At 44.2% G+C, this 16,624-nt stretch carries 17 protein-coding genes; 14 read left to right on the top strand and 3 right to left on the bottom strand.

The window, feature by feature from the left end; translation table 11 throughout:
* Positions 1-94: 94 nt before the first annotated feature.
* From MHH52_RS19615 to MHH52_RS19555, 13 genes are all read left to right on the top strand, one after another.
* Entirely contained in the window at positions 95-748 is a 654-nt protein-coding gene (locus MHH52_RS19615) for a redox-sensing transcriptional repressor Rex (protein ID WP_313639706.1), read from the top strand.
* The gene (locus tag MHH52_RS19610; protein WP_313639705.1) at positions 735-2,036 is read left to right on the top strand and encodes an amidohydrolase; all 1,302 of its coding nucleotides are present in this window, start codon (positions 735-737) and stop codon (positions 2,034-2,036) included. Before MHH52_RS19615 ends, MHH52_RS19610 begins: the two co-directional genes overlap by 14 nt.
* 269 nt (positions 2,037-2,305) lie before the next feature.
* Entirely contained in the window at positions 2,306-2,824 is a 519-nt protein-coding gene (locus MHH52_RS19605; RefSeq protein WP_313640873.1) for a DUF5590 domain-containing protein, read from the top strand.
* A gap of 408 nt (positions 2,825-3,232) precedes the next feature.
* Positions 3,233-3,775, top strand: coding sequence for a hypothetical protein (locus MHH52_RS19600; protein ID WP_313640872.1), 543 nt, complete (start codon positions 3,233-3,235; stop codon positions 3,773-3,775).
* Entirely contained in the window at positions 3,768-5,270 is a 1,503-nt protein-coding gene (locus MHH52_RS19595; protein ID WP_340004123.1) for an AAA family ATPase, read from the top strand. The genes MHH52_RS19600 and MHH52_RS19595 overlap by 8 nt, the downstream gene beginning before the upstream one ends.
* Before the next feature lie 133 nt (positions 5,271-5,403).
* Positions 5,404-6,276 carry a 3-hydroxyacyl-CoA dehydrogenase NAD-binding domain-containing protein gene (locus MHH52_RS19590; protein ID WP_313640870.1) on the top strand — a complete coding sequence of 291 codons (873 nt, stop codon included), beginning with the start codon at positions 5,404-5,406 and terminating at the stop codon, positions 6,274-6,276.
* Entirely contained in the window at positions 6,273-7,481 is a 1,209-nt protein-coding gene (locus MHH52_RS19585) for an acetate kinase (RefSeq protein WP_313640869.1), read from the top strand. Before MHH52_RS19590 ends, MHH52_RS19585 begins: the two co-directional genes overlap by 4 nt.
* A 21-nt stretch (positions 7,482-7,502) precedes the next feature.
* Positions 7,503-8,801 (top strand): asparagine--tRNA ligase, encoded by a 1,299-nt coding sequence (asnS, locus tag MHH52_RS19580; RefSeq protein ID WP_340004122.1) that lies wholly within the window; start codon positions 7,503-7,505, stop codon positions 8,799-8,801.
* A 30-nt stretch (positions 8,802-8,831) separates the two neighbouring features.
* Positions 8,832-9,581 (top strand): DnaD domain-containing protein, encoded by a 750-nt coding sequence (locus tag MHH52_RS19575; RefSeq protein WP_340004121.1) that lies wholly within the window; start codon positions 8,832-8,834, stop codon positions 9,579-9,581.
* 94 nt (positions 9,582-9,675) lie between these two features.
* Positions 9,676-10,263, top strand: coding sequence for an RNA polymerase sigma factor (locus MHH52_RS19570; protein WP_340009742.1), 588 nt, complete (start codon positions 9,676-9,678; stop codon positions 10,261-10,263).
* Positions 10,254-10,748, top strand: a complete 495-nt coding sequence (locus MHH52_RS19565) for a hypothetical protein (protein WP_340004120.1) — start codon at positions 10,254-10,256, stop codon at positions 10,746-10,748. The genes MHH52_RS19570 and MHH52_RS19565 overlap by 10 nt, the downstream gene beginning before the upstream one ends.
* Before the next feature lie 15 nt (positions 10,749-10,763).
* The gene (locus tag MHH52_RS19560; protein WP_340004119.1) at positions 10,764-11,867 is read left to right on the top strand and encodes a hypothetical protein; all 1,104 of its coding nucleotides are present in this window, start codon (positions 10,764-10,766) and stop codon (positions 11,865-11,867) included.
* Positions 11,864-12,589 (top strand): hypothetical protein, encoded by a 726-nt coding sequence (locus MHH52_RS19555; protein WP_340004118.1) that lies wholly within the window; start codon positions 11,864-11,866, stop codon positions 12,587-12,589. The genes MHH52_RS19560 and MHH52_RS19555 overlap by 4 nt, the downstream gene beginning before the upstream one ends.
* Before the next feature lie 75 nt (positions 12,590-12,664).
* Here MHH52_RS19555 and proC read toward each other — a convergent pair whose 3' ends face one another.
* Genes proC through proB form a run of 3 tightly spaced genes read right to left on the bottom strand, consistent with a single transcriptional unit; the run spans position 12,665 to position 15,972 of the window.
* The gene (gene proC, locus MHH52_RS19550) at positions 12,665-13,534 is read right to left on the bottom strand and encodes a pyrroline-5-carboxylate reductase (protein ID WP_340004117.1); all 870 of its coding nucleotides are present in this window, start codon (positions 13,532-13,534) and stop codon (positions 12,665-12,667) included.
* Between the two features lie 50 nt (positions 13,535-13,584).
* Entirely contained in the window at positions 13,585-14,832 is a 1,248-nt protein-coding gene (locus tag MHH52_RS19545) for a glutamate-5-semialdehyde dehydrogenase (protein WP_340004116.1), read from the bottom strand.
* 36 nt (positions 14,833-14,868) lie between these two features.
* Positions 14,869-15,972, bottom strand: coding sequence for a glutamate 5-kinase (proB, locus tag MHH52_RS19540; protein ID WP_340004115.1), 1,104 nt, complete (start codon positions 15,970-15,972; stop codon positions 14,869-14,871).
* 432 nt (positions 15,973-16,404) lie between these two features.
* Here proB and MHH52_RS19535 point away from each other — a divergent pair, with 432 nt between their 5' ends.
* Positions 16,405-16,602, top strand: a complete 198-nt coding sequence (locus MHH52_RS19535) for a hypothetical protein (protein ID WP_340004114.1) — start codon at positions 16,405-16,407, stop codon at positions 16,600-16,602.
* Positions 16,603-16,624: the final 22 nt, after the last annotated feature.

Here is a 16,624-nt window from a genome sequence, read left to right as displayed (position 1 = left end):
GGGCGGTATTCAGAATACCGCTCTTCATTGAGACGAGGTGAAGTGATTTTAGATAGGGTTTGAAAAGAGTAATACTTATTTTAGGAGGTATATTATGAAATCGGATAAAATATCAGAAGCCGTCGTTCGCAGATTACCTGTGTACTTGCGTTTTTTGAATGATCTTCAGAATCGTGAAATATTAACCGTTTCCTCTCAGGAACTTGGACAAAAACTTGATCTGAATCCCGCTCAAATTCGTAAAGATTTAGCTTATTTTGGCGACTTCGGTAGAAAAGGTATTGGTTATGATGTATCTTATCTTATCGAGAAAATCCGTCATATCTTGAAGCTTGATCAGCAACTGAACGTGGCTTTGGTAGGAGCAGGTAATCTTGGTCATGCCTTGTCCAATTACAATACTTATTTGAAGGATACCATGAAGATCACCGCTGTATTTGATTCATATGCACCTAAGGTTGGGCGGAAAATCAACTCTCTTACAGTTCAACCGATGGAGGAGCTAGGCAAGACGATTCGTGAGCAAGGCATTCGAATTGGGATTATTACAGTGCCTGATTCAGAAGCCCAGAATGTAGCGGATATCCTCATTGAATCAGGGATTGAGGCGATTTTGAATTTTGCGCCAGTGATTCTAAAAACACCACCTAATATCAGGGTTCATGCGGCCGATTTTACAACGGATTTGCAAAGCCTTGCTTATTATTTGAAAGACGGAAAGGAAGAAAGTGGACATGAAGAGCAATAAAACTATTATCAAGGGCGGACGTTTTCTTACTCCGGGAACGGAAGAGCCGGTTCTGAGTGGATATATGACTATTGAAGATGATTTGATCACTTACATAGGAAAAGAAGAGCCTTTGATGGAAGATGGTGTGCAAGTTGTTGATGGCAGTCGTTTGCTGTTCATGCCTGGTCTAGTAAACACGCATGGTCATGCCGCTATGTCGTTACTACGTGGTTATGGAGATGATTTAGCACTTCAGGTGTGGCTTCAGGAGAAGATGTGGCCGATGGAGGAAAAGTTCACCGGAGAAGATGTGTACTGGGGAACCTCCTTGTCTGTACTGGAAATGCTAAAGGGTGGCACTACTACCTTCCTGGATATGTACGATCATATGGATAGAGTGGCTGAGGTTGTTGAACTGTCAGGTATTCGTTCCGTATTGATGAGAGGCGTAATAGGCCTATGTCCAGTGGAAGTTCAGAATCACAAGCTTGCGGAAGCGATATCTTTTGCACGCAATTGGCATGGCAAGGCTGACGGCAGAATTACGACGATGATCTCGCCACACGCCCCTTATACCTGCCCACCGGACTTCTTTGTTAAGTTTGTACAGGCGGCACATGATTTGGATTTACCGATGCATACCCATATGTCCGAAACGAAGCGCGAAGTGGAGCAAAATGTGGTGGATTACGGACTACGTCCAGTAGCGCATCTGGAGAAGCTTGGAATGTTCACACGTCCGTCTATTGTTGCTCATGGCGTTCATTTGAATGATGAAGAGATCGAGATTCTGGCTCGTCATAATGTAGGTGTGTCTCATAACCCAGGGAGTAATCTGAAACTGGCTAGTGGAGTAGCTCGAGTTACGGATCTTCTAAAAGCTGGTGTGAAGGTGTCTCTGGGTACGGATGGCGCGGCAAGTAATAATAACTTGGATATGTTTGAAGAAATGCGTCTTGCAGCGCTCATCCATAAAGGTGTAAGTGGTGACCCTACGGCTGTTCCAGCTCCGGAAGCTCTGCGTATGGCTACGGAGTATGGCGCAAAGTCTATCTTTTTAAATGATGTGGGTAGACTCGTTGTAGGCATGAAAGCTGACTTTATCGCCATTGATATAGATCAGCCGCATTTGCTGCCACACACAGATCTATTGTCGCATGCCGTTTATTCTGCCAGTGCCAAAGATGTTGAGCATGTATGGGTGAATGGTAAACAGGTTGTGAAACATGGACAATGTGTAACGCTAGATGAGGAAGCTATCCGCCGTAAGGCGCAAGAATCCTTTGAGGGGCTGCTCAAGCGCTAGTCTAAGATAATAAGGAATAACTATAAGGCTGTAACTTTCTGCGTTTGCAAAAGTTACGGCCTTTTGTGTAAATATAAGTATTTATATGCTGCACAATTATAAAATCTTTATATTTCTCACATAAACGCTTACCGTCCTTATAAGGACGCCGAAGGCGTTTATGCTTGCTTTGATGATTAGATAATGTTGGATGGACATGAAACTTTGGATAAACACACGGGTGTGTTATATAATCAAAAAAGATATATTACTAGAAAGGGAGCTGCACCTTGAAGAAAAGGAAAAAATGGATCCTCCTGGGGTCAGTTCTGATTCTGCTCCTTCTGTTTGGACTTATCCAGTTCTATGCCTATATTATGAAAGATCAATGGAACGAGCGAGATATCGCAAAGGATGTCGCCAAAACCAGCGCTGGTCTGACAGAGGTAACCAAAGCACAGAAATCCGTGTGGGATGAGAATGCGGTGTACTGGGTCTTAACAGGGAAGAATGAAGCTGGGACCGAGTTGATGGTATGGGTTCGCTTTACTTTAGACGGGAAGTTGGCTGAAGGCGCCGACGCTGTGTATGCTGAGGAACTAAGTAAAGGGACCTCTGAAGCAAAAATACGTAGCATTATAAAAGCCGATCTTCCGGACATCAGCATTGAGCGGTTGTTACCGGGAGTATATAACGGAGAGTATGCATGGCAGCTTTTTTATAAACAAAGCGGTCGGTATTATTATCAATTTTATCGGTTTTCAGATGGGGCTCGAATGGGTGAAGGATTCAGTTTACCCAGCCATTAAGTTTAACAAATGTACTTTAGGAGAAACAAGCGGACTATTTATGGTTCGCTTGTTTTGTTTGGAAGCACTCAAATGATATACTATTAGTATATAAAATGCGATATACTATAAGAGTGATTTTAATATATTCTTAACAAGAAATACATGAAAAATTAGGCCTGATTTATTATGAATATCGGCCCTTTTTTGTCGAAATAAATCAATATATTTAATGAAATGGAAGGAATTAAAAAATAAAATTTTAAATATCTTCACACTTTATTTCAATTTCGTATATACACCTGTGATATACTACTGTTTGTAATTAGAACGGTGTTATGAGAAAGTTAAGCTCTGATGAGTTCTCAACTAGCTATGATTTATGATCATTCTGTTTACATTTTGTCATTTTTGAGAGGAGGACGTTTCTTGAAACTACGTCTTGTACCTGTACTGATAACGTCTCTACTGTCGGCTACTCTATTGTTCGGAGGATTCTTTTTATATCGTCAGTTTGCTTTACAGGAACCACTTCAAAAGATTGTATCCGGATATGAAGGAGTAAATGATTCACATATTAGTATTAACCGCGATGAGGTCACATTGAAACTTGATCTGCAGCCGGGAACGAATTTACGTGATCTAGTTTCATACGTATCCAAAGAAGGAAAATCAGTGATTGATGGACGTAAACTTAAACTGGATTTGGAGCAAAACTCCAGTGAACTTTTGGATGAATACTGGGATAAAGCGATGTTCTCTGTAGCTGAAGCCATGGAGAGCCGTAAATATACAATAATACCTACTGAACTTGATGGATTGAAAAAGAAATATTCGCAATATAAAGATGTGATAGCATCTACTGAAATCGACGACAACAATGTGTACGTCAGCTTGAGTAATGGGAAAGAAAGTAAATTTATTATTTTGCCGCGAAAACCTGCGACCTTGGGGGTATGGAATAATGCCTAAGTACCTTAAAGAAATTTTACTCGGATTTATTCCTGTACTGTTTATTTTCATGGCTTTTCTAGGGATTAATATATTCCCAATTGTTATAGCAGCTGGAATGCTTACTGCTCTACTTATTATTGCTCATTTACGAGGCGGACTTACGGTAAACGCTGGTGCTGGGAAGAAACGCAAGAAGGAAGGACCTTCTAAGCTCACTTTTGAAGAAATTGGTGGACAAGACAATGCGAAGCAAGAGCTTCGTGAAGCACTCGACTTTTTGATCCGGCATGAGGAGATTAGTAAGTTTGGGATTCGGCCTTTGAAGGGGATTCTGCTTACGGGTCCTCCAGGAACAGGTAAGACACTTATGGCACGGGCTGCAGCTCATTACACAAACTCCGTATTCGTGGCTGCATCAGGTAGTGAATTTGTAGAAATGTATGTAGGTGTCGGGGCCGGCCGAATTCGCGATTTGTTCAAGGATGCTCGTAACCGTGCGGTTAAGGAGAACAAGCAAAGCGCTATTATTTTTATAGATGAAATTGACGTAATTGGCGGTAAGCGTGAAGGTGGGCAGCAGCGTGAATATGATCAGACCTTGAATCAGCTGTTGACCGAGATGGACGGCATTTATAATAACGAAACACCACGTATTCTGCTAGTAGCTGCAACAAACCGGAAAGAGATGCTCGATTCGGCGCTGCTACGTCCTGGACGGTTCGATCGTCATATTCAAGTGGACATGCCTGATAAAAAAGGCCGTAAATCGATTCTCGAATTGCATGCTAAGAATAAACCTCTTCATGCAGACGTAAGCCTCGACAAAATCGCTGAAGAAGCCTATGGCTTTTCCGGCGCTCAGCTTGAAAGTGTCATGAATGAGGCTGCGATTTATATGATGCGTGAGGACTTGACGGAAGTTGAGCAACGGCATCTATCGATGGCGATTGACAAGGTAATGATGGGTGAAAAAACGGATAGAGAAACAAATCATGAAGAGAAAAAGAGGGTCGCAATTCACGAATTAGGACACGCCATTATGGCAGAGCTCCTTCGTCCCGGAAGCGTCAGTCAGGTTACGCTGACCCCGCGTGGGCAAGCACTTGGATATGTGCGACATAATCCTCAGCAAGAGCAGTATTTGTACACCAAAGATTATTTGGAAGATCAGATTATGATCGCACTCGGTGGAGCGGCGGCTGAAGAAATGTATTATGGTGGACGAAGCACAGGTTCGCGAGGTGACTTCGATCAGGCACTGAATATTGTGGAAACGATGATGAAGTCGGGTCTAACTTCACTTGGTATAGCCAAACTGGAAATGGTTACCACTGAAGAGCTTATGAAGGAAAATAGTAAGATATTGGATGAGTTGATGACTCGCACACATGAGCACCTTGAAAAGCAACGAAATGTATTTGATTACTCTCTTGACATTTTAATGAAGGAAGAAGTACTCTCTGGAGAGCAATTTCGATGTCAATTTCGTGACAGCGTCCTTTTACCAGCATAAATATTTATGCTGGTTATTTTTTTTTACTTTTCAGGCATGCTAAGATATCATTATATGTCGGGCTTTATAAATATTTGCGACAGACAAGGTACAATACAAAAGTATAGATACCTGAAAGGATGGAGACTTTTTTATGAATTTCAAAAAAATAGGTGTCATCGGCGGTGGCACAATGGGACAAGGTATTGCTGAAATGTTAGCAGCCAAAGGCCTGGATGTATTACTGGTGGAGAAAACCGCAGAGAAACTGGACTACTCTTACGAAATGATCGAGACAAGTCTAGATAAGCAGCTGGAGAAATGGGCGATCACTCAAGCAGAGAAGAAGCTGATTCTTAGCCGCATTCAAAAAGTGACACATTTCGCGGAGCTCAGCTCTTGTGACATGGTCATCGAAACCATTGTTGAGGATTTGGAAGAAAAGAAAAAGATTTTAAATCAGCTGGATCAAGTATGTCCAAATCACATTATTCTTGCTAGCAACACGTCAACACTCAGCTTGACTGAGCTTGCAAGTTCTACAATGTATCCGGAACGCGTTATCGGCATGCATTTCATATATCCTGTAGCTAAAGTAGATCTTGTTGAAATTGTACGTGGTCTGAAAACTTCAGATGCTACTTTTGAAGACACAAAATCCTTTGTTGATGAGATTGTTGAGAAAAAAGGTGTAATGATTTATGAATCCCCAGGATTTGTAACATCACGCCTCATTTGCTTGTTTATCAATGAAGCTATGCATCTGCTGCAAGAGGGCGTTGCCTCCGCACAGGATATTGACGATGCTATGCGTATTGGTTATCAATTCCAATATGGACCGCTTGAAATGGCTGATAGATTTGGCCTGGATTCGGTACTTGCTGCACTCGAAAATATGTTCCGTGAATACGGAGAACTGAAATACCGTCCTTCCACAATCCTTAAGAAGATGGTACGTGCAGGACAACTGGGTATGAAATCAGGAGAAGGCTTCTTCAAGTACGACAAGGATGGTGACCGTGTATGAATATTCTAGTTATTAACTCAGGTAGTTCTTCTTTGAAATATCAGCTGTATAACATGACCGATGAGTCGGTTTTGGCTAAAGGTTTGGTTGAACGTATTGGAATGGATTCCTCCATTCTGAATCATAAACCGACTGGCAAAGCGGAAGTGACAGAAGTAAGCGAAATTCTGGAACATAATACAGCGATTCGTAAAGTCCTTGCTTGTCTTACAGACAAAGAGCATGGCGTTATTGAATCCATTAAGGAAATCAATGCTGTCGGTCACCGCGTAGTGCATGGTGGTGAGTTCTTTAAAACCTCCGCACTTGTGGATGCTGACGCAAAAACGAAAATTCGTCAATTGTTTGACCTTGCACCACTGCATAACCCAGCAGCAATGATGGGGATTACGGCTTCTGAAGTAAATATGCCGGGTGTACCGCAGGTTGTTGTATTCGATACTGCATTCCACCAAACAATGCCTGAAAAAGCTTATATGTACGCTATTCCTAGAGTGCTGTACAATAAATATAAAGTTCGTCGTTATGGCGCACACGGTACCTCACATGACTTCGTAAGCAAGGCTGCTGCGGAATACTTGGAACGTCCGCTGGAAGATCTGAAGATCATTACTTGTCATATCGGTAACGGCGGTAGTGTAACTGCAGTTCAAGGTGGAGTGTCCGTGGATACTTCCATGGGTATGACACCTCTGGAAGGTTTGATGATGGGTACTCGTAGTGGTGATCTTGACCCAGCAATTGTCCCTTACGTGATGAACAAGGAAGAATTGTCCGTAGGCGAAGTTAACTCCATGTTGAATAAACATAGTGGTCTCTTAGCAATTTCGGGCGTAAGCAGTGACATGCGTGATATTATTGATGGTATGGAAAAAGGTGAGCCTAATTCCACGTTAGCTTTTGAAATGTATGAGTACCGCTTGCGCAAGTATATCGGTTCATATGTGGCTGCCATGAACGGTGTAGATGCGATCGTATTTACTGCCGGTGTTGGTGAAAATGCTTCATTGCTTCGTGAGAAACTGCTAAATAACCTTACTTTCCTGGGTATTGAGTTGGATGCTGAAGCTAACAAAGTTCGTTCCGGCGATCCACGTCGTATCTCTACGGTAGATTCCAAGATACAAGTGCTAGTAGTTCCGACAAACGAAGAACTTGTCATTGCACGTGATACACACCGTATTGTGCAAGGAATTAACGGCTAAATTAGAGGAGAGATTGAAGGCATGGCTAACAAGAGTGTAATTAAGAACGTGAATGAACATGTTGGAGAGAGTGTTGTTATCGGTTGTTGGGTAAACAACAAGCGCTCCAGTGGTAAAATTCAGTTCCTGCAGCTTCGCGATGGTACAGGTTATATTCAGGGAGTTGTAGTGAAATCAGAAGTGCCTGAAGAGGTATGGGATGCAGCTAAGAGCCTCACACAGGAGAGTTCTTTGTATGTGACCGGAATTATTCGCGAGGAACCTCGCAGTCAATCTGGTTTTGAAATGACTGTAACTGGAATTGAAGTCCTGCATCTTACAGAGAATTATCCAATTACTCCGAAAGAGCATGGCGTCGATTTCTTGATGGATCACCGTCACCTCTGGCTGCGTGCGTCGAAGCAACGGGCTGTTCTGGTAATTCGTGCAGAGATTATTCGTGCAATCCAACAGTTCTTCAACGAGAGTGGATTTACAAAGGTGGATCCTCCGATTCTGACGCCAACGTCAGCAGAGGGAACTACTAACTTGTTCCACACGAAGTACTTCGATGAGGATGCCTATCTGACACAAAGCGGACAGTTATATATGGAAGCTGCGGCAATGGCACTAGGCCGTGTATATTCCTTTGGACCAACCTTCCGTGCGGAGAAATCTAAGACTCGTCGCCACTTAATCGAGTTCTGGATGATCGAGCCGGAAATGGCCTTTACAGATCACGAAGAAAGCTTGAAAGTTCAGGAAGAGTTTATTAGCTTCGTAGTGCAATCCGTATTGAAGAATTGCCGTGCTGAGTTGGAAGCGGTAGGTCGCGATATTTCCAAACTGGAGAATATCAAAGCACCATTCCCACGTATTTCTTATGACGATGCGATCAAGTTCTTGAACGATAAAGGTTTTGAAGATATTGCTTGGGGTGATGATTTCGGTGCACCTCATGAAACAGCAATCGCTGAAGCATACGACAAACCAGTATTTATTACTCATTACCCAGCTTCATTTAAGGCGTTCTACATGAAGCCACACCCAGATCGTCCGGAAGTCGTGCTGTGTGCGGATATGATCGCTCCAGAAGGATACGGAGAGATTATTGGTGGTTCACAGCGGATCGACGATCCTGCGCTGCTTGAAGAGCGTTTCAAAGAGCACAACCTTTCGATGGACGCTTACAAATGGTACATGGATCTGCGTACTTACGGATCTGTGCCTCACTCTGGTTTTGGACTTGGGCTTGAGCGTACTGTAGCTTGGATCTGTGGTCTTGACCATGTACGTGAGACCATTGCGTTCCCACGTACACTGTACCGTCTTTACCCATAAGTTCTTATATTTGAACAAAGGGGGGCGTTCATGGACGGCAAAGGATGGAGTACCTGGGGCGAAGGCGTCTCCTTCGGTCTGGAGAACGGAATGGCCGTCATACCTTACGCATTACTGAAGTATTACCGGAAGCTGAATTTAAGCGGAAGTGAAGCTATGCTGCTGATACATCTGCTTTCTTTCAGGCAGGTGGAAGGGATTGACTTCCCTTCTCTTGAGGAGCTTCAGGTCGTAACAGGCCGTAGCATATCTGTTCTAGCAGGAGAATTGCAGAAGCTCATGAAGGAAGGTTTTATTAGCATCGATGGAGACAACGATGAACTAAGAGATATTCATTATGAACGCTACAACTTCTCAGGGTTATACGGAAAGCTAGGTGCTTATCTAGCGACAGTTGTGCAAGAACATGAGCAAGATAAGCACCTGAGGGGCTATGCAACGTCGGCTCCCCGGGCTGCATCAGGGGGGGGATTCGGAACTCCCACCTCATCTCCTTCTCAACTTGGAGTTGAAGAGGAAAGCCGAAATCTGTTCAGTATTTTCGAAAAGGAATTCGGGCGTCCGCTATCTCCAATGGAGTGTGAGACGATATCCAGTTGGGTGGATCAAGATCGGTACCCTGAAGAGCTGATTCTGTTAGCACTGAAGGAATCTGTATTTGCAGGAAAGGTTCATTTCCGTTATATTGATCGAATATTGCTGGAATGGGCCCGCAACCGGGTCAAGAACGCTCAGGATGTTAAGAACTATACACAAAAATTCCGCAATGGCGGAAGATAGATCGTTCAGGAGAGAACCGCATTGCTTTAGCCCATCGCTAAAGTCAGTGCGGTTCTTTTTAATATTTTTATAAAAAAATGCAGGGGTAGTTGTTATCGGGCACGTCTATTGCTGTGGGAAGGAGGGGAGAGTCATTGAAGAAGAGGTATTAATCCAGCGGATTTGCCAAGGTAACGAAGATGCGTTCCGTCAATTTGTAAATACATACAGTCAGCAAATTTACAAAATTACTTATTCTGTATTACGCGATGTCAAAATGGCTGAAGATGCTGCTCAGGAAGCTTTTTTACAAATGTACAAATCTCTCCCTGACTACCGTTATCAAGGCTTAAAGTCATGGATTACACGGATTGCCTTAAATAAGGCAATTGATGCTAAACGTAAACGTGATCGACTTAGGGAACTACCTGTTGACTATGAGCTTGTACTGAGCCAGACCGCTTCCAACGAGGAGGATGTGTTGTCAGGTGTTGTACGCCGTGATCGGATGGATCGGCTGCTCGGTGAAATCAATAGCCTGCCTGAAACACATCGTGAAATTATGGTGGCTTATTATCTGGAACATAAAAAATATAATCAGATTGCTGCAGAGCAGGGGATTTCCCTGAAGACGGTAGAGTCCAGATTATATAGGGCGAGACAATGGATTCGAAATCATTGGAAGGAGGACGAATGGCTATGATGAAGAGTGGAGACGATCCAATCCACCGTGAACAAGCAAAAGCTTATCTTGAAGGTCACGGGGACGAGGCGAATAGAAAAGATTGGGAACAGTTGCTGCTGGAAGATGAAGAAACGTTTGCTTCTTACATGGAAATGCTGGATGAGCTACAAGAGGATCTGCCTTCATTGGAGAATTCGTCTGCTTTTACAGAGAGAGTTATGGGAGATTGGTCTAAAATGGCGGAATCTTCAGCAGTAATGGAACAAGTGACAGTTGAAGAAGGGGTACGGCGATATCGATGGTATGAAAAGACAATCTTTCATTATGCCGTTGCCGCTTCACTTACGCTGTTGATTATGTCTTCCGGTATGTTTGATAAGCTACTCACTGGACAAATGGAGCTTATTGTCCCTAAAAAAGATAATTCCCCATCATTTAGCGAGCAAATCATACAGGCTACCAGCGGATGGTTGGATCAGATAATGGACGGCAGACAGAAATGAGAGGAGAAATGAAACATGCAACAGCAGCGTAGTAAATTAAAGGCTTTTTTTATTAATTTAATTCCTGGAGCAGGTCATTATTATATGGGAAGACGTCCACAAGGAATTATTTATCTTCTGTTAAGTTTTGGCATCTTATTTATGTCGTTCTTAATAGCTGTGGCTGAAGGAGTTGAGGATATTCTAATAGCGGGTTTTACCGGGTTTTTACTCATAGGGATTATTTCGATGGTGCATCTGGTGGTTAAAATGCTGCAGATGCTCGCTCCAGCAATTGCCCCGGATGGATCGAAGTTTGATTTTTCTTCTATGCCCGTTAAAACGGAGGATAATGAGCGTGTACATGTAATCTTATTATCGTTCATTCCTGGATTGGGCCATTTTCATATGGGGCTGATGCAGCGTGGTTTGTCCTTCCTAATTTCATTTTTCGGTTTCATGACCGTTATGTTATTCCTGACAGGGATCACGTCGAGTGACGCTTTCCTCCTCCTGTTTGGCGTATTACCAGTAATCTGGTTATATTGTATGTTTGATGCGGTTCAATTAATCCATCGCAAGCAAGCTGGAGAAGAGCTAGTAGACCGAACATTATTCGAAGAGATGGAGGCTGGTCGTGAGGAGGGGCGCCGTAGCAAAGTATTGGCAACACTGCTTTCTGCTTTTCCAGGTGCTGGACAAATGTATCTGGGGCTGCAAAAAAGAGGATTACAGCTCATGCTATTATTCCTGGGGAGTATTTATGTCATGGACTTGTTGCGATTAACATTGCTTTTCTTCCTAATCCCGGTCATTTGGTTTTACAGTTTATTCGATGGCTTACAGCTTGTCAGCCGATATGGACGTGAACCCTTGCAGGATAAGCCTGTCATCGAAGGATTCTTAAATCATCAGGGATGGCTCGGAGCTGCACTGATGTGTCTAGGATTGTACTACATTGTAGTTAATGTCGCAGTTCCCGCACTGGATATCAGATTTCCTGAATTGCGTTTGGAGTATCGGGTAAATGAATATTTCAAGACCATTATCGTATCAGTGCTATTGATTGGCGGTGGAGTGAAGTTGATGGCGGGAAATAAGAATAATAAAGGCAGAAAAGGGACAGGTGGTCACTCTTGAATAATCCGACAGAAATACAGCAGGGAGTCATTGTTCCAAGTGAGCACCCAGTAACTGAAGATAAGTCAAGACGCTGGCGTGTAGGAACGTTGTCGATGGGTCTAAGTCTTTTATTTCTGGGAGCACTAATTATGGTCTCGCAGTGGAGGGGCGCGGAAGTGTTTGAGACGACGCTTGCTTGGTGGCCGATCATTTTTATATTATTAGGTTTAGAAATTGTGATATACACTTTATGGTTTCGTGGAAAAGGAAAAATGTATTATGACGTGCTAAGCGTTCTGTTCGTAGGATTTATAGCTGTGTGCTGTCTGGTTTTCGCGGGATTTAGCTCTTTAGGATTTACACAAGAACTCCGCCGCACCGTCTCAGCTGTGGAAGAAAATTACGCATTGCCAGATTGGAAGGGGGCCGTTCCAGAAGGTGTTAGTACCATTATTATCCAAGCTGCCGAGCCTTATGGGATTAAAGTAGATCAAACGGGTGGAAACGAGCTGAATGTATTTGGAAGTTATTCTTCAAGTAAAGGAAAGCTGCAGGAAGAACAAGAGCAACAGCTGCTTCAAACTAAGCATGTTGGGAACAAGTTATACATCATCTTAGGGGAAACTCCTAGAGATCTACTATTCGATAACTCGAGGAACACGCTGGACGTGACTGTTGGGGCTCCGGCTAATGTTAAAGTGATCGTTCGAGATACGTATGGGAATGTTGTGAAGAGCTAATCTCTGTCTTACCATTTAAAATATGAAAAAGATCGCTTCCTAACCGATGAGGGTATGGGAAGCGATCTTTTTTGGTTATGAATTCAACTCTTTCTCAAGAGCAGAACCCATTTCACGGGAACGCTCGGCACATCGATTGACTGCCGCAATCACAGTTTCAAAGAATTCTCCTTGCTCAAGGACTTCTATAGCAGCTTGTGTAGAGCCATTTGGGGAAGTGACCTTCTTGCGAAGTGCAGCTGGATCCTCACCCGTCTGTTGTACCATTCGGGCCGCGCCTAGAACCGTTTGAACGGTAAGCTGTGTGCTTTGATCAAGCGGAAGTCCACCCCGGATACCTGCGGCGATCATCGCTTCCATCATGTAATAAATGTAGGCAGGCCCACTGCCGGAAATACCCGTCAAGGTTTCCATTCGTTCTTCATTAATGACTGTTGTAAGTCCGACAGCTTCAAAGATGTTAAGTGTAAGGCGTCGGCCTTTCTCATCGACTTCTTTGGAGAAGGCTATGCCGGTGGCACCAAGACCAATGGAACTAGAAGTATTCGGCATTGTACGTACGATGGGTTGCTCTTTGCCAAGCAGACCTTGCATCGTTCGAATAGACAGCCCAGCGATTACAGAAACTATGATCTGATCTGGAGAAAGAAGTGGGCCAAGTCCTCGTAACGCTTCTGCAGCGTCTTTTGGTTTCATAGCTAACACGATTACTGGTGAGGTACGTAGGTAATCTGTTTTTTGCTCAGGATCATTTGTGCCAATTACGCCGTATCGACTTCTTAGTTCTGCCAGACGTTCATTACTGCTACGATTAAGCATAATAACATTATCCGATTTCACGATACTGCGGCTAATCATCCCGCGAACGATGGCTTCTGCCATGGAGCCTGCGCCATAAAAAACAATATTATGATTCATAAGTGGAATGGAAGGTTGCTGACACATGGCTAAAATCCTCCTAAAAAGTTGTGTAATTGAAAACAGATGCGTGGACACTAACCCCGAATTTGACCCGTTCCGTAAATCTTATACTTGGTTGAAGTAAGAGCAGGCAGACCCATCGGTCCACGAGCATGGAGTTTCTGTGTACTAATGCCGATCTCTGCACCGAATCCAAATTCAAAGCCATCTGTGAAGCGGGTTGAGGCATTGTGGTAAACAGCTGCAGCATCAACTTCCTGTAAAAAGCGTGTGGCGTTATCCAGATTTTCTGTTACGATACATTCCGAATGCTTCGTACTATACTGGGCGATATGCTGCATAGCTTCTTCTAAATCGCTGACGATTTTGATATTCAAGATATAATCGTTATATTCTGTAGCATAGTCCTCCAAGGTTGCTGGCAATGCCCATGGGACAAGAGATTTTGTTTCTTGGCAGCCACGTAATTCTACATGAACATCACGGAAAGCTTCGGCTAAAGATAGCAGATACTCGTTTGCGTAATCCCGATGAACGAGTAGCGTCTCCATGGCATTGCAGACCGAAGGTCGCTGTGCTTTGGCATTCAAGCTAATGTTCAGAGCCATTTCTGGCAAGGCGCTTGCGTCGAGATAAGTATGGCAGATGCCTGCACCCGTTTCAATTACGGGCACGGTTGCGTTAAGCACAACATTTTGAATAAGAGAACTACCTCCGCGAGGGATAATTACATCAAGTAGTCCGTTGAGCTTAAGCATTTCATCAACAGATGAACGATTGGGATCTTCGATCAGCTGTAGCGCATTTTTCGGCATTGAAGTCTCTGCTAGAGCCTTGTGCAGAACTTCGACAATTTTACGGTTGGAGGACAGAGCGGAGGAGCCACCGCGCAGTACAACAGCGTTGCCAGTTTTAAGACACAGGCCAGCGGCATCTACAGTTACGTTTGGACGTGCTTCGTAGATGATACCGATGACCCCGAGTGGAACACGGAGTTTCTGGATGTTGAGACCATTTGGACGTTCAATGGTTTCTAGCGTGTCACCAATCGGATCAGGTAATACAGCAATTTGTTGAAGCCCTTCAGCGATACTGTTGATTCGGTTTACATCTAACGCTAGTCGATCGAGCATGGACTCAGGAGTGCCACTTAGGCGTCCGCGTTCCAGATCTTCCCCGTTGGCAGCGATAATCGCTGGGGCTTCGCGACGAAGCGCATCGGCCATAACTAGGAGTGCTTCATTTTTTTGGCCAGTTGTTAGACTAGCTAATACTCCTGTGGTCTCCTTGGCTAATTTTGCTTTATTGACAACTTCACTCATGACGATTCCTCCCTAAATTTGTATGGAAAAGATCTCTTACCTTAGTGTAATCCATTCGTCACGGTGAATGACCTCCAGCCGGTGTACTTCTCCCAGCTTCGGTACAATCTGACGGCTTGGTAGGCCTTGAATGCTGCGCAGCTGGGTGTCATCGTAATTCACAATCCCACGTCCCAGCAATTTGGAGTCGGGGCCAAGGACCTCTACAACATCACCTGCGTGAAAGTTGCCTTCTATCTGTTTGACCCCGACAGGTAACAGACTGTGACCGCCATGGAGCAGAGCTTCTACAGCCCCTTCGTCTACGTATAGGGAGCCAAGTGGGGTAGACATAAAGCCTAGCCATTGCTTTTTGACTGGGAGAGACGATAACTTGGTTGCGAAATAGGTACCTCTACCAGTCCCTGCGGCCGCGAGCTGTAAATCTCCCGGTTCGGTAGCTCTACCAACAAAGACAGGCACACCACCACGCGTAGCGATCTTGGCAGCATCGATTTTTGAACGCATACCGCCCGTTCCCACACCAGAGCCAGCCCCTCCGGCAATGGCATAAATCTCCGGCGTAATATTATCAACGAACTGATAGCGAACAGCATCCGGTTGTTTCCGAGGATCTCCACTGTATAAGCCATCCATGTCGGTTAAGACCAGTAGTCTAGAAGCTTTCAGCAGGTTGGCTACGAGCGCGGATAGAGTATCATTATCGCCGAATTTTAACTCATCTACGGAGACGGTGTCATTCTCGTTAAATACTGGCACGGCTCCTTGGCGAAGCAGCTCTTCTACAGTCATCATCGCGTTATTCATTGCTCTTCGACTGCAGAAATCCGTACGGGTCAGTAATATTTGGGCAGTTGTAATTCCATGCAAGGCAAAAGCTTCCTGATAGGCCTGCATGAGGAGTACCTGACCAACAGCTGCGGCGGCCTGCTTCTCATGCAGCAGCTTCGGACGCGCTGGATAACCGATACTGCGAAAGCCTGCGGCTACAGCACCGGAGGTTACCAATAACACCTCGCAGCCGTTTTTCTTCAATTCGGCGATCTCTGAAGCAAAGAAGGAGACGGCTTCGCGATTCAATCCGCCCTCAGGTCCGGTCAGCGAGCTGCTGCCTATTTTGACTACGATTCGAGTCGTCATTTCTGTTCACTTCCTCTTTATTTAATAGATCCTGAAAACGACAAAAAGCCCCCATCCTTAGACTTAGCAAAGGACGAAAGCTTGTAAACTTCCGCGGTACCACCTTCATTGATGAGGGATCATCCGACTTCATTCTCATAACGGGAGGATCCGTCCTGTTTATCACAGGCCGCTCGGGGGTAGGATTCGGAACGAAAACCGCGGTAAATTCTTTCAGCCTGTCGGAATTTACTCTCTAGGCGCGGTTAGACTCATTCTTACTGGTCCCGTCTGCACGTTTCACTTATTTTCAATAGGATACCATGGAGCTGGTTGCATTGCAAAGGGAAAACGAAGGATAAATTTTTCGAATCAGAAAGCTTTGATTATTATGTTTAACCTCTAAGCGAAGGGGCTAAATACTTATAATCTGTTACCAGGAGGTGGATTAAATTGACTAAAGACAACAATGTCGAGCAGGTACAGAACCCAGATCCGAACGAAATGGCAGAGTTTCAGAATAGTGTGACTCGTGAATTTGTGGAAGATCACACTGGGACACCCATCGATAATGGGCCGGTTAATGAAAGTACAGCTCGAGTGTCAGATGATCAGAACCGCCTGATTACAAAGCGTAATATGCGTAAATAAGTTAGGGATGTTAAAAGGCATT

The sequence above is a fragment of the Paenibacillus sp. FSL K6-0276 genome (assembly GCF_037977235.1).
In the GTDB taxonomy this organism is placed as follows: Bacteria; Bacillota; Bacilli; order Paenibacillales; family Paenibacillaceae; genus Paenibacillus_AQ.
Note: the sequence above shows the minus strand (reverse complement) of the source record. Positions and strands in the feature narration are given on the sequence as shown.